This window comes from Caulobacter sp. UC70_42 (assembly GCF_044056025.1).
Taxonomy (GTDB): Bacteria; Pseudomonadota; Alphaproteobacteria; order Caulobacterales; family Caulobacteraceae; genus Caulobacter.
This window is the reverse complement of sequence record NZ_CP171994.1, coordinates 153,031-165,513: the sequence shown is the minus strand read 5'-3', so window position 1 is coordinate 165,513 and position 12,483 is coordinate 153,031. Positions and strand designations below refer to the sequence as shown.

At 68.3% G+C, this 12,483-nt stretch carries 14 protein-coding genes and 1 pseudogene; 6 read left to right on the top strand and 9 right to left on the bottom strand.

Annotated elements, in window-relative coordinates:
- The first annotated feature begins 46 nt into the window (after positions 1–46).
- The 5 genes from flgC (at position 47) to ACHMW8_RS01065 (ending at position 3,236) form a co-directional block, all read left to right on the top strand.
- Positions 47–466: a flagellar basal body rod protein FlgC gene (gene flgC, locus ACHMW8_RS01085; RefSeq protein WP_062099726.1), complete on the top strand. Its 420-nt coding sequence runs from the start codon at positions 47–49 to the stop codon at positions 464–466.
- A 102-nt stretch (positions 467–568) separates the two neighbouring features.
- Positions 569–1,459 carry a cation diffusion facilitator family transporter gene (locus tag ACHMW8_RS01080; RefSeq protein WP_062099725.1) on the top strand — a complete coding sequence of 297 codons (891 nt, stop codon included), beginning with the start codon at positions 569–571 and terminating at the stop codon, positions 1,457–1,459.
- A 73-nt stretch (positions 1,460–1,532) separates the two neighbouring features.
- Positions 1,533–1,883 (top strand): DUF190 domain-containing protein, encoded by a 351-nt coding sequence (locus ACHMW8_RS01075; RefSeq protein WP_062099724.1) that lies wholly within the window; start codon positions 1,533–1,535, stop codon positions 1,881–1,883.
- A gap of 53 nt (positions 1,884–1,936) precedes the next feature.
- Positions 1,937–2,113: a hypothetical protein gene (locus tag ACHMW8_RS01070; protein WP_156447825.1), complete on the top strand. Its 177-nt coding sequence runs from the start codon at positions 1,937–1,939 to the stop codon at positions 2,111–2,113.
- A gap of 73 nt (positions 2,114–2,186) precedes the next feature.
- Positions 2,187–3,236 carry an acyltransferase gene (locus ACHMW8_RS01065; RefSeq protein WP_062099723.1) on the top strand — a complete coding sequence of 350 codons (1,050 nt, stop codon included), beginning with the start codon at positions 2,187–2,189 and terminating at the stop codon, positions 3,234–3,236.
- An 8-nt stretch (positions 3,237–3,244) separates the two neighbouring features.
- Here the strand turns inward: ACHMW8_RS01065 and ACHMW8_RS01060 are convergent, their stop codons facing one another.
- From ACHMW8_RS01060 to ACHMW8_RS01045, 4 genes are all read right to left on the bottom strand, one after another.
- On the bottom strand, positions 3,245–3,682 hold the full coding sequence (locus ACHMW8_RS01060; protein ID WP_062099722.1) for a FimV family protein: 438 nt from the start codon (positions 3,680–3,682) through the stop codon (positions 3,245–3,247).
- A gap of 203 nt (positions 3,683–3,885) precedes the next feature.
- Entirely contained in the window at positions 3,886–4,242 is a 357-nt protein-coding gene (locus ACHMW8_RS01055) for a hypothetical protein (protein ID WP_395444504.1), read from the bottom strand.
- Positions 4,243–4,703: 461 nt separating this feature from the next.
- Positions 4,704–4,925 carry a GDCCVxC domain-containing (seleno)protein gene (locus tag ACHMW8_RS01050; RefSeq protein ID WP_082749784.1) on the bottom strand — a complete coding sequence of 74 codons (222 nt, stop codon included), beginning with the start codon at positions 4,923–4,925 and terminating at the stop codon, positions 4,704–4,706.
- A complete protein-coding gene (locus ACHMW8_RS01045; protein WP_231737590.1) occupies positions 4,922–5,269 on the bottom strand; it encodes an MFS transporter permease in 348 nt (115 codons plus the stop codon). The genes ACHMW8_RS01050 and ACHMW8_RS01045 overlap by 4 nt, the downstream gene beginning before the upstream one ends.
- Before the next feature lie 149 nt (positions 5,270–5,418).
- On the opposite strand from ACHMW8_RS01045, the gene ACHMW8_RS01040 reads away from it, so the two are divergent.
- On the top strand, positions 5,419–5,871 hold the full coding sequence (locus tag ACHMW8_RS01040) for a helix-turn-helix domain-containing protein (protein ID WP_062099719.1): 453 nt from the start codon (positions 5,419–5,421) through the stop codon (positions 5,869–5,871).
- 60 nt (positions 5,872–5,931) lie between these two features.
- Here ACHMW8_RS01040 and ACHMW8_RS01035 read toward each other — a convergent pair whose 3' ends face one another.
- From ACHMW8_RS01035 to ACHMW8_RS01015, 5 genes and pseudogenes are all read right to left on the bottom strand, one after another.
- Entirely contained in the window at positions 5,932–6,318 is a 387-nt protein-coding gene (locus ACHMW8_RS01035; protein ID WP_062099718.1) for a copper-binding protein, read from the bottom strand.
- A gap of 12 nt (positions 6,319–6,330) precedes the next feature.
- A pseudogene (locus ACHMW8_RS01030) lies at positions 6,331–9,476 on the bottom strand (efflux RND transporter permease subunit).
- On the bottom strand, positions 9,473–10,987 hold the full coding sequence (locus ACHMW8_RS01025; RefSeq protein ID WP_062099716.1) for an efflux RND transporter periplasmic adaptor subunit: 1,515 nt from the start codon (positions 10,985–10,987) through the stop codon (positions 9,473–9,475). The pseudogene ACHMW8_RS01030 and the gene ACHMW8_RS01025 overlap by 4 nt, the downstream one beginning before the upstream one ends.
- Complete coding sequence (locus ACHMW8_RS01020; RefSeq protein WP_062099715.1) at positions 10,984–12,207, bottom strand: TolC family protein; 1,224 nt, start codon at positions 12,205–12,207, stop codon at positions 10,984–10,986. Before ACHMW8_RS01020 ends, ACHMW8_RS01025 begins: the two co-directional genes overlap by 4 nt.
- A 124-nt stretch (positions 12,208–12,331) precedes the next feature.
- A complete protein-coding gene (locus ACHMW8_RS01015; protein ID WP_255357039.1) occupies positions 12,332–12,457 on the bottom strand; it encodes a hypothetical protein in 126 nt (41 codons plus the stop codon).
- Positions 12,458–12,483: the final 26 nt, after the last annotated feature.

The window sequence follows — 12,483 nt, the reverse complement described above, 5'->3', positions numbered from 1 at the left end:
CTCGGCGCGCCGTCTTTTTCTTCAAACCCAAGTCCGGAGACAGTCCATGACCAAGTCGTCGATCGAAGGGGGAAGCACGGCCATCGCCGTGTCGGGGCTGCAGGCCCAGAAGAAGCGTATCCAGATCCTGGCCGAGAACATCGCCAACGCCAACTCGACCGCCAGAACTCCCGGCGGCGAGCCCTATCGACGCCAGATTCCCGTCTTCAAGGTCGAGCCCATGGGCGGCGACGAGGGCGTGGTGCTGAGCGGGGTGAAGGCCGATCCCAAGCCATTCCCGCAAGCCTATGACCCTGGCCACCCGGCGGCCAACGCCGCCGGTTACGTGCTGTTGCCCAACGTCAACAGCCTGGCCGAGAGCCTCGACCTCAAGCAGGCCATGAAAGCCTACGAGGCCAATCTCAACGTCCTGGACACCCAGGACGCGATGGAGAAGGCCACCCTTTCCATTCTCGATAAGAAATAGACCATCGGATCACGCGCGACGCCCACAATTGATCGGTTTCGTGCGTTGATCCCTCAAACTTGGCAGGCGCGTCTCGGCGCACGGGAAAGGGAGACGTTTTCGATGGGAGCGGGACACGATCACGGCGCGAGCCAGGCCAATGGCCGCAGGCTCGCGATCGCCTTGGCGCTGACCTCGACGTTTCTGATCGCCGAGGTCGTCGCCGGCATCGCCTTCAACAGCTTGGCGCTGCTGTCGGACGCGGCGCACATGTTCACCGACGCCGCCGCCCTCGCCATCGCTCTGGCCGCCATCCGCGTCGGTCAGAAAAAGGCGACCGAGGAATTCACGTTCGGCTATCGGCGCTTTGAAATCCTCGCCGCGGCCTTCAACGCCATCCTGCTGTTCGGCGTGGCCATCTACGTGCTGGTCGAGGGCGTCAAGCGCATCGTCAATCCCGAGCCGGTCGGGTCGGTGGGGATGTTCATCGTCGCGGTGCTGGGCCTGGTCATCAACCTGGTCTCCATGCGCCTGCTCAGCAGCCACAAAGACAAGAGTCTCAACGTCAAGGGCGCCTATCTGGAGGTCTGGGCCGACATGCTCGGCTCGCTGGGCGTGATCGTCGGCGCCGTCGTCATCAAGTTCACGGGATGGCGCTTCGTCGACCCGATCGTCGCCATCGGCATCGGCCTCTGGGTGCTGCCGCGCACCTGGATCCTGCTGAAGGACACCTCCCGCATCCTGCTGGAAGGCGCCCCTCCGGGCATGGCCTTGGCCGGCGTGCGCAAGGCCATCACCGAGATGCTCGGCGTCGCCAGCGTCCATGAGCTGCACCTGTGGACCACCGGCGCCGACCAGGCCGTCTGCACCGTCCATGTCGTGCTGGCCGACGGGGCAGTGGGTGAGGATGTCCGCAAGGCCATCGCTGCGCGGCTGGAGACCGACTTCGACCTGCATCACGTCACGATCCAGACCGAGGTCGTGGAGTGCGCGGAGGAAGATCGGCACGCCTAGGCGGCCGGCTGAATGAGCGTAAGGCGCGTCCGCGTTCCGGGGCGCGCCAGGATTTTAGAGAGTGAGGTGACCCGTGGCCCAAGACGACCTGCACATCCTGAGGATCTATCTCGACGCCGAGGCGACCTTGAACGGCGTGGCCTATGACGCGGTGCTGATCGAGCGCGCCCGCGCCATGGACATCGCTGGCGCGGCGGTGCTGCGCATCGAGGAGGCCTTCGGCGAGGCGGTGCTGCATGGCGCCAAGGCCCGCGACCTGGCGCCTGAACAGCACCTGATCGTCGAGATGGTCGATACCCGGTCCAAGCTCGACGCTTTGGCCGCGACGCTCGAAGTGGCGGCCGATGTCGGTCTGGCGACCCTGGGCAAGGTCCAGGTCGTCGCCTATAGCGGCCACCGTCATCACAGCGCGCCGCCCGCCTGAGGCCGCGATCAAGCTAGCCCCGACCCGCAAGGGTCTATGTTGAGGAGCCGAAGATGACCGATCCAAAATCCCCGCTCAAGCCAGATCCCCAGCCCGCGCCGCCATCCGATCGTTCGCCCCCCGAAGAGGGCGGCATGATCGACGAGGGCGGCGTCTATCGCGGCAATGTCGAAGGCGTCGAAAGTGAAACCGAGACCCGCCGCGACGGCGGGATGATCGGCGAAGGCTAGGGCGCGCGGCACCAGGAGCGCCACCCGCGTTCGGGGACGCTCGGGTGCCATCCCGTCGCCGTCGGGGGACGACATGTATCCAGCTGACCTCAAATCCTTGACGGGCTTGCGCATCGTCGCGGCCGGATGGGTGCTCGTTTATCACTTCCGAAACCGGCTCGGCCTCGACCTCGAGCAGGTCGGCATGATCGACAAGGGCTACCTTGGGGTGGACCTGTTCTTCATCCTGTCGGGCTTCATCCTGTCCCACGTCTATGTGCGCGCCTGGGCGGAAGGTCGCTTCCCCTACAGCTCGTTTCTCTGGGCGCGCCTGGCGCGGCTCTATCCGGTCCACCTTCTGACTCTCGGCGCGACCATCATGCTGTGGGGGCTGGGGCGCTGGGCCGGCGCCCGGTTCGAGGCCGCGGCCTTCGATCCGGCCGCCATCCCCCAACATCTACTACTGGTCCACGCCTGGTGGGCGACGCCGACCGTGCAGTGGAATTTTCCCTCCTGGTCGATCTCGGCCGAGTGGTTCGCCTACCTGACTTTCCCCGCCTTCGCCCTGGCGTCGTTGACCCTGCGCCGACGTCCGATCGTGGCGGTCGTCCTGGCGGCAACCCTGTTCTTTTCGCTCGACGCCATCGTTCAGGCCTACGGCGGATCGCTGACCAGGCTGACCGCGCACGGCGGCGTGCTGCGGATCATCCCGTCCTTCGCCATGGGCGTGGCGCTCCATAGGCTCGGTTCGACCCGCGCGCCGCCCACGCTGGTGGCGCACACGGGCATGGGCGTCGCCGTGGTCTGGATCGTCGTGGCCGCGACGCTGGGCCTGGCCGATCGCTGGACCTGGCTGGGTCTGGCGGCGCTCATCTACTGCACCGCCGAGACGGCGAAGGCCGGGCGGGGCGGCGTCCTGGCCGGCGCCGCTGATGGTCTATCTGGGCGAGGTCTCCTACGCCGTCTACATGACCCACCTACCGGTCGACATCGCCTATTTCGAGCTGCTCGATCGCTTCGTGCGGCCGGTCGGCGGCTGGGCGTGGGTGGCCTGGGGCGGTGTCCTGGTCTTCTGCATGTTCGTCTCCGTTGCGGTCTATCATGGCGTGGAGCGTCCCGCGCGCGGCTGGCTACGCCGCCATGATCCGTTCGTCAGGCGGCCCGAGCCCCATCAGCCGGCCTGACGAGCGCGCCGTCCTTCTCGGTCCCGTCAAACAGGACGACGAACTCGCTGACCGTGGAGCCGCGGGTGATCGACACGTGCGCCACGAACGTTAGGGGCTCGCGGACCTTGGCGGTCGACTCCAGCCGACCGTTCCGTCGGTCGAAAACGAACCTCAGTCCAAGGCCGTCGGCGCGCAGCGTGGCGACGACGACTTGGTCGGCTTGGAGGCTTCCCAGGAGCGGGGTTACGCGGAAGTTCCAGGCCGCCCGGCGGCGAATGATCTCCAGCCGAATGGCCCCATTGTCGAGATAGATGCAATGGGGGTCTCCGCCATCGCCGTCGTGGTAGAGCGCCAGCACCCCCTCGAACCGGTGCATCCAGACCAAGATCAGTACCGCGACTAGGGCGATGAAAACCAACAGCACGGCGGCGGTCAGGGCTCAGGGGTGGGCGGCGGCATAGAGCGTCAGATCGTGGATCGGGGTCACGAGGCGTTGCTTCCGGCTAGTGACGGGTAGGACAGGAGGGGGCCGGCGCGCACCGACGCGCAGAGCCGCGGCATGCGGCCGATAGATTTCTGAGACATGGAATTCCTCGAACACGGAGGGCGCGGCCGTGGCCGCGCGGTCTAGGCGATGGATTCGAGATCGGGTTTGGGCGGACGGTCTTGCGGGTTGCTGGTCAGGCCCGTGCTGCGGTCGTTCGTCAGGTGGAACCGGACGACCATGGCGAGCGAGACCGTGGGTTCGATCGCATGGGCGGTCGACCCGAAGAGGGAGGGGCCATCGGCATGGTGCTGATGGGCGCCCGAGGCGGGCGATTCTGAGGTCTGGAGATCGGTCGGCGTCGACGGCGCCGAGACGCGATCGTCTGTCCTACCGACGGGGCGCTCCGGGTCCTCAGCGATCGTGGAGGGCGCGGCCCCGAAGAGGTCGGCGTCAAGATGGGTCCGGTCGACCGGCATCAGCAGGGCGAGCACCGCCATTAGCAGGGCGGCCATGGCCACCACCACCTGACGAAGCTGCCCTAACACGCCAACCCCCACGGTCCCCCGCTAGCTGCAATGCCGACACTCTTGCGCTTTCGGCCGATATCTTCAACGCTGCAGGCCGGTTGCGAGTGTGTTCAGCTATCCGTTTCGGACAGCGGTCCGGGCTGCCCGCGGGCTGAGGCCGTCTTTGACCCACTGCTTCACATAGTGGCTCCCGATATGGGCATTGGTCGGACCTGATGTCGATCCCAGCTTTCGGCCAGGGCGGGATACGCGAGACGTCCGGCACGTTCAGGAACGAGCGATTTAGGCTCCATCCCGCCGCCTGAGGCTGCCGCACCGCCCCGGCCCGATGACCCTTGAAGGTGTCGAGGGCTAAGTACTCTAGGCGGCGGCCCACTGGAGGTCAATTTCATCTAAAGCCGGCTAGATCGAGGTGAGGCGGGCTGTAGTACTCACCCGCAACACGCGCTGCAATTTTTCTGAATCGGTGGGCACGGAACGTCGCCGTAGGAGCAGTAGACGCAGCAGTCGCCCGGCTTGGGCTTCAGCACCGCGCCACAGCCTCGGCAGTCGTAGAAATACTGACAGGCGTCGGTAGGCATGGTCTCGGTGGCCTTGTGGCCGCATTGCGGACAGGTCAGGGTCGACTGAGGTTTGATCTGGACATCGCTCATCGGCGCGCATTCCGGATCAGGCCCAGGGCCCAAGGTTCGATGATCGGCTGCCAGAGCATGGCAAGGACGACGAGAAGGGTGGCCGCGCCCAACAGACCCACCTCCAGCCGCGAGGGGGCAGCGCAGGCGTTGTCGATCCGACACCTCCGCGCCCGTCGCCAGGTCAGGGCCCAGCCCGCGCCGATGGCGCCCAGCGCCAGAAGGGTGAGCCAAGCGCGCTGACCCGCGATCCAGCCAAGACCGCCCAAGCCCAGGCCCGCCAGCGCCAGGGACATCGGCAAAATGCAGCAAGCCGCCCAGGCCAGCACCGCACTGGCCGCCGCTGTCAGCGCGGTCCAGCTCAAGGCCGCCTCCGTCATGCGCCGGGGCGTTCCGTCGCCCGGTGTCCCAAGCCCGCGTCTTGTCATCACGCCATCACCTGCTGTTGCGATCCGCGCCAAGATGCCATCTGTAGCGACTACAGAACTCAAGCCCTAATCGAAGACCGCGAACCATGGCTGGCCAGGCAATTCAGATCGGCGAACTTGCTCGTCGTACTGGCTGCAACATCGAGACGATCCGCTACTACGAGCGGATCGGCTTGATTTCCGCGCCCCTGCGCCGAGGACGCTACCGGACCTATGAGACCCGGGACGTCGAGCAGCTGAGCTTCGTGCGTAGAGCGCGGGAGCTGGGGTTCAAGTTGGATGAAGTCCGCGCCTTGCTGACCTTGGCGACCGATGAAGCCGCCGCCTGCGCCGAAGTTCGCGATCTGGCGGCGGCCCACCTTCATGACGTGCGTGCCCGGATCGCCGACCTTCGGCGGATGGAACGGGTCTTGGCGGACGCTGTGAAAGCGTGCGAGGCCGGGCAAGATCCAGGATGCCCGCTGATCCAGACGCTTGGCGCGAAGGCCGGCGGCGCGGGGCAAGACACGATCTCCGCCGCGCCATGGGCGAGACCCTGACCTTGGCGGGTGACAGGATCGGCGGACGCGAACATCGATCCGCGCCCGCCGGCCAAGCCGCTATCGCTTGCTGATCGCGGTCACCTCGCCCGCGCCGTCATGGAGCTTCAGGTCGAAGGCGACATGATCGCCGATCGCGACGCCGTCCAGCAGGGCCGGCGCAATCTTGAAGCCCATGGTCATGGCCGGCCAGCCGGCCTGGGGGATGGCTTCGTGGTCGAGGGTGATCGTGCCGGCGGCCTTGTCGATCGCCTTCACGACGCCGACGCCCTTGGCCATCTTGTCGGCCGGAGCCATGTCCATGCCGGCCATCGCGTTGCTCGCTGGAGCAGGAGTGGCGGCGGGAGCTGGAGCGGCGGGCGTCGCGGGCGCTTCGGCCTTGCGGCCGCAGGCGGCCAGGCTGGTCGTCGCTAGCAGGGCGGCCAGGGTCAGGGACAGGGTCTTCATCGGGTTAATCTCCTAGGCTGAAGTGGAAGCAGAAGCGGGGGGGCGGGCCTGGCGGCGGCGCAGCAGCAGGTAGCCGGCCGGGATCACGAACATCGACAGCAGCGGCGCGGTGAGCATGCCGCCGATCATCGGGGCGGCGATGCGGCTCATCACTTCGGAACCCGCGCCATGACCCCAGAGGATCGGCGCCAGACCCGCCAGGATCACGGCCACGGTCATGGCCTTGGGCCGCACCCGCAGCAGGGCGCCTTCTCGTACGGCGGCCTCGACCTGGTCGGGCGTGGGGTTGGGACCCAGGGCGTCCATGGCGTGCTTGAGATAGATCAGCATCACCACCCCGAACTCGGCCGAGACCCCGGCCAGGGCGATGAACCCGACGCCGGTGGCCACCGACTGATGGAAGCCTGCCAGGTACAGCGTCCAAATCCCGCCGGTCAGGGCGAACGGCAAGGTAGCCATAATCAGCCCCGCTTCGTCGAAGCGACGGAAGATCACGTAGAGCAGCACGAAGATGATCAGCAGGGTGGCCGGCACGACGATCTTCAGCCGGTCGGCGGCCCGCTGCAGATATCGAACTGCCCCGAGTAGGAGACGCTGACGCCGGGCGAGAGCCGCACCTTCTGGGTCACTGCTTGGCGCAGGTCGCCGACGACCGAAGCCAGGTCACGGCCTCGAACGTCGACATAGACCCAGGTCGTGGGTCGGCCGTTCTCGCTCTTGAGCATCGGCGGCCCGTCGGCGATCTGGACCTGCGCCACCGTGCCCAGGGTGATCTGGGCGCCGCCGGGCGTCAGCACCGGCAGGGCCCGCAGGCCTTCCAGGCTATCCCTCAGTTCACGCGGATAGCGGACACTGATCGGATAGCGCGCCAGGCCCTCGACCGTCTGGCCGATGGTCTCGCCGCCGATCGCGCCGGAGACGATCGATTGGACGTCATCGATGTTGAGCCCGAACCGCGCGGCGGCGGCCCGGTCGATGCGGACGTCGACATAACGCCCGCCGGTCAGCCGCTCGGCCAAGGCCGAACTGACCCCGGGAACGCTCTTGGCCACGCCCTCGACTTCGCGCGCGATGCGGTCGAGTTCCGCCAGGTTGGCCCCCGACACCTTGACCCCGATCGGGCTCTTGATGCCGGTGGCCAGCATGTCGATACGGTTGCGGATCGGCGGCACCCAGACATTGGTGAGGCCCGGGACGCGTACGCGCTGGTCGAGCTCGGCGACCAACTTGTCGGGCGTCATGCCCAGCCGCCACTGGTCGCGCGGCTTGAAGCGGATGGTGGTCTCGAACATCTCCAGCGGGGCCGGATCGGTGGCGCTCTCGGCGCGGCCGGCCTTGCCGAACACGCTGTCGACCTCCGGTACGGTCTTAATCATCCGGTCGGTCTGCTGGAGGAGCTGTCCGGCCTTGGCGGCCGACAGGCCCGGCAGGGCCGAGGGCATATAGAGCAGGTCGCCTTCGTCCATGTTGGGCATGAACTCCCCGCCCAGATGGGCCAGCGGCCAAGCGGTGGTGGCAAAGGCCAGAAGCGCGACCACAAGCGTCGTCCTGGGGCGATGCATCACCCGGTCCAGCAGCGGGCGATAAGCCGCCGTCAGCACGCGGTTGATCGGATTGGACGCCTCGTCGGGGATACGGCCCCGGATCAAATAGCCCATCAGCACCGGGATCAAGGTCACCGACAGGACGGCCGCCGCCGCCATGGCGTAGGTCTTGGTGAAGGCCAGGGGGCGGAAGAGCCGGCCTTCCTGCGCTTGTAGTGTGAAGACCGGGATGAACGACAGGGTGATGATCAACAGGCTGAAGAACAGCGCCGGACCGACCTCGGCGGCGGCCTCGGTGATCACCTTCCAGCGGGTCTCGCCAGCCAGGGTCTCACCCGGATGCTCGTGGGCCCATCGCTCCAGCTTCTTGTGGGCGTTCTCGATCATCACCACGGCCGCGTCGACCATGGCTCCTATGGCGATGGCGATGCCACCCAGCGACATGATGTTGGCGTCGACGCCCTGGCTCTTCATGACCAGAAAGGCGGCCAGGACGCCCAGCGGCAGCGAGATGATCGCCACCAGGGCCGAACGCAGGTGGCCCAGGAACAGGGCGCAGACCAGGGCGACGACCAGGAATTCCTCCAGGAGCTTGCCGGTCAGGTTATGGACGGCGCGGTCGATCAGGCCCGAGCGGTCGTAGGTGGTGACCACCTCGACGCCGGGCGGCAGGCTCTTCTTCAGCTCGGTCAGCTTGGCCTTCACCGCCGCGATCGTGGTGCGGGCGTTTTCGCCGGAGCGCAAGATCACCACCCCACCGGCCACCTCGCCTTGACCGTTGAGTTCGGCGATGCCGCGTCGCATCTCCGGGCCGACCTGGATCGTGGCCACGTCCCCGAGACGCACGGGGATCCCGCCGGCCGCCGTCCTGAACGGCACGGCCTGGAAGTCCTCAATCGTCTTCAGATAGCCGGTGGCGCGGACCATGTACTCGGCCTCGCCCAGCTCCAGCACCGAACCGCCGGTCTCGGCGTTGGCGCCCTTCAGCGCGGCGACGACCTGTTGGTGCGTGACCCCGAAGCTGGCCAGCTTCTGCGGATCGAGCACGACCTGATACTCGCGCACCATGCCGCCGATCGCCGAGACCTCGGCTACGCCCGGCAGGGCCTTCAGCTCATAGCGCAGGAACCAGTCCTGCAACGAGCGCAGCTGGCTGAGGTCGTGGCCGCCGGTCTTGTCGACCAAGGCGTACTCATAGACCCAGCCGACCCCTGTGGCGTCGGGACCTAGGGCTGGGCGGGCGCTTTCGGGCAGGCGCGACTGAACCTGGTTGAGATATTCCAAGACCCGCGATCGGGCCCAGTAGAGGTCGGTCTTGTCGTCGAAGATCACGTAGACGAAGCTGTCGCCGAAGAACGAATAGCCGCGCACGGTCTTGGCTCCGGGCACCGACAGCATGGTGGTGGCCAAGGGATAGGTGACTTGGTTTTCGACCAGTTGCGGGGCTTGGCCCGGATAGCTGGTGCGGATGATCACCTGGGTGTCGGAGAGGTCGGGCAAGGCGTCGATCGAGGTCGAGCGCACGGCCAGGCCGCCGGCCACGATCAGCGCCAGGGCGCCCAGCAGCACGAAGAAGCGGTTGGCGACCGACCAGCGGATCAGGGCGGCGATCATGCACCACCGCCGATCTTGGCGATGCGCCGGACGGTGGGATCGGCCGGCGGCGGATCGAAGGCGAAGCTGACCTGGTCGCCGACCTTCAAGCCCTTCAGCAGCATCGGGTCGGCGCGGAAAGTCATGGTCATGGCCGGCCAGCCGATCGCTGGCACGGGACCGTGGGACAGGGTGACGCCGTCCTTCGTCACCTGCTCGACGCGGCCGACAGCTTCGGCCAGCGCGGGCTTGGCCGGCGTCATAGGCTTGGCCATGCTCATGTCGCTCGGCGACGCTGGAGGTCCTGACGCCGGAAGTGGCTGGACCTGCAAGCCGGCCAGGCTGGCTTCGGAGTCGATTAGGAACTGACCCGAGGCGATGATCCGCTGCCCCGAAGACAGTCCCGCCAGGACCTCCGTCCGGCCTCCAGCCTCGCGCCCGGTCCGAACCTCGACGGCCTGGTAGCGGCCGCCGTCCGAGGCCCGCATCACGACGTTGCGCGCGCCGGTGCGGATCACCGCCTCGGATGGGACCAGCAAGGTGGTGCGGGTCGTCGCGTCGAAGGCGACGGTGGCGAACATGCCGGGCTTGAGGCGGCCGTCGCGGTTGGGCAGTTCGATCCGCGCCTGCAAGGTGCGGCTGTCGCCTTGAGCCTGCGGGAGCACGGCCTGGACCGTCCCGCGCAAGGTCTCGCCCGGATAGGCCGCCAGGGTGACGCCGACGCCCTGGCCAGGACGCAGCTGGCCGGCCTGCGCCTCAGGCACGGCGGCCGTGACCCAGACCTTCGAGAGGCCGTTGATCTCGGCCAGGGTCTGGCCCAAGGCCACGGTCATGCCCGCCCGCACGTCGAGCTTGGAGATCACCCCGCCCAAGGGCGCGGTGACGGTGATCGTCGTGCGTGGCCGACCGTCGCGGTCGAGACCGGCGACGACGCCGTCGGGCATACCCAAGAGGCGCAGGCGCTGGCGGGCGGCGGCGGTCAGGGCCGCGTCGCCGGTGCGCCGGACGGCGAGGTATTCGGCCTGGGCGCCGCCCCATTCGGGAACCAGCAGGTCGGCCAGCGGCGCACCGGCGGCGATCACGTCGCCGGGCGCGCGGCCGTAGACCCGCTGCACGAACCCGCCGCTGCGGGCCTGGACCACGGCGACGTCGCGTTGGTTAAAGTCGACGATCCCGGTGGCGGTCAAGCCGCTGGAAAGCGCGCCTTCCTCCACGGTCGCCAGCCGGAAGCCCAGGTTCTGTGCGGCCGACGGATCGATGCGCACGCCCGCCGCCGAACCGCCTGCCTCGGCTTCGCCGGCGTATTTGGGCACCAGCTGCATGTCCATGAACGGCGACTTGCCCGGCTTGTCGAAGTGCTGGGCCGGGACCATCGGGTCGTACCAGTAAAGGACCTTGCGGTCGTCGGCCGAGGGTTGCGACATCGCCGGCTTGGCGGTCAGGCGGGCCAGGCCGTAGCCACCGGCTCCAGCCAGGACGACCAGGGCGGCGGCGCCCGCGAGCAGCGCCTTCATCGAGGGGGACGGGGTCATTGGTCGTTTCCGTAGGTCAGGGTCAGGCGGGCGGCGTCGAGGGCAACGGCGGCCTCGCGATCGAGGGTGGTGAGCTGGGCGTCGGCCAGGCCAGAGAACGCGGTCAGCACATCGGGCAGACCGGCCGTGCCGGCGCCATAGGCGGCGGTCTCCAGCTGAGCCTTTTGCTTGGCCAGCGGCAGCAGCGTGTCGCGGGCCCGCAGCCATTGCTCGTGGTGCATGACGTGGTCGGCGAGATCGGCTTCGAGCTGAGCGGCCAGCGCCCGGTGCGTGTCCTCACGCTCGGCGTCTGCGCGGCCGGCGCTGGCGGCGCGCGCCGCGATCATCGGGTCCTGGCGGCTCTTGCCCCACAGCGGCAGGCTGATGCTGACCCCGGCCGAGACCATGTCGCCGAACATCGGGTCGCGGCGCTGATAGGCCACCTCCCAACTCCAGTCGGGGCGCTTGTCGGCCTTGGCCAGGGCGACATCGGCCTGGGCCTGAAGGGCGGCGGCGTCTTTCGCCAGCACGGCGGGATTGCGATCGATCGCCGCCCTGAGACTGGCAGGGGCAAGGTCGAGATCGGGCCCCTGGCCAACGGCCTGTGGATCGGCGTCGCCCGTCCAGCGGGCCAGCATGGCGCGGGCGCGCCCCAGTTCGGAGACAGCTTCGCTGCGGCGGTCTTCCAGGGCGGCGCGCATCTGGGCCGCCTCCAGCGCCTGGGCCGGCCTTGATCGTCCCGAGGCGACGCCGGACGGCGCGGCGTCCCACAGCGGGGCCAGCTGGGCGACCACCCCATCGAGCGCAGCGAGTTTGCGCTGGGCATAGAGCAGTTGGATCCAGGCGAGCGCCGTGGCGACACGGACCTGGCGGGCCTCGACCGCGCCCTCGGCGCCCGCCGCGACGATGTCGGCCTCGGCGCGGCCGATCCGCGCGTGGCGCTTTGCGGCGCTGGGCATGTCCTGGCTGAAGCCGACCCGGCCCATGGTCATCTCGTCGGTGCCGAACCGACCGGCCGGCGGACCCGAGACTGGGAAGTTGTCGAGGCCGACGGCGAGCTTGGGATCGGGCAGGGCGCCGGCCGCCTTGGCCGAGGCCTTGGCGGCCTCGACCTGCAGGGCCGCGGCGCGCAGCGCCGGCGCATTGGCCGCGGCCGCGTCGAGGCTCTGGGCGTAGGTCAGGGGCGCGGCGTGGGCGACGCTCGCCAAGCTCAGCCCGGCCAGAAGGGGGAGAATACGCATGGAGACGAAAATCCTGGAGGAAGCCGTGAGGGGCCAGCGCCCCGGCGAAGCGTTTGCAGCCGCTTCGCCGGGGCCGGACGGGACGGGCGAAGACAGGGGATCGGCCCCACCCGTCCCGGCCGAGCTAGCGAGCCAGGCAGGCCGGTTGGGCGGCCCGCAAATAGCCGCAGGCGCGTGGCGTGGCGGCCGAGACGGTCGTCGCGGAAGCTAGGCCGGAGACGAGCGCCAGCGCGGGAAGGCGGGGAGACATGAAGGTCATCCTTGAAGATCGAAAAG

What these genes read in the sequence shown, in the direction of transcription:
- flgC (WP_062099726.1), top strand. Translation starts at nt 47, where the DNA reads ATGACCAAGTCGTCGATCGAAGGGGGAAGCACGGCCATCGCCGTGTCG.
- ACHMW8_RS01080 (WP_062099725.1), top strand. Translation starts at nt 569, where the DNA reads ATGGGAGCGGGACACGATCACGGCGCGAGCCAGGCCAATGGCCGCAGG.
- ACHMW8_RS01070 (WP_156447825.1), top strand. Translation starts at nt 1,937, where the DNA reads ATGACCGATCCAAAATCCCCGCTCAAGCCAGATCCCCAGCCCGCGCCG.
- ACHMW8_RS01065 (WP_062099723.1), top strand. Translation starts at nt 2,187, where the DNA reads ATGTATCCAGCTGACCTCAAATCCTTGACGGGCTTGCGCATCGTCGCG.
- ACHMW8_RS01055 (WP_395444504.1), bottom strand. Translation starts at nt 4,242, where the DNA reads ATGGCGGTGCTCGCCCTGCTGATGCCGGTCGACCGGACCCATCTTGAC.
- ACHMW8_RS01050 (WP_082749784.1), bottom strand. Translation starts at nt 4,925, where the DNA reads ATGAGCGATGTCCAGATCAAACCTCAGTCGACCCTGACCTGTCCGCAA.
- ACHMW8_RS01040 (WP_062099719.1), top strand. Translation starts at nt 5,419, where the DNA reads ATGGCTGGCCAGGCAATTCAGATCGGCGAACTTGCTCGTCGTACTGGC.
- ACHMW8_RS01035 (WP_062099718.1), bottom strand. Translation starts at nt 6,318, where the DNA reads ATGAAGACCCTGTCCCTGACCCTGGCCGCCCTGCTAGCGACGACCAGC.
- ACHMW8_RS01025 (WP_062099716.1), bottom strand. Translation starts at nt 10,987, where the DNA reads ATGACCCCGTCCCCCTCGATGAAGGCGCTGCTCGCGGGCGCCGCCGCC.
- ACHMW8_RS01020 (WP_062099715.1), bottom strand. Translation starts at nt 12,207, where the DNA reads ATGCGTATTCTCCCCCTTCTGGCCGGGCTGAGCTTGGCGAGCGTCGCC.
- ACHMW8_RS01015 (WP_255357039.1), bottom strand. Translation starts at nt 12,457, where the DNA reads ATGTCTCCCCGCCTTCCCGCGCTGGCGCTCGTCTCCGGCCTAGCTTCC.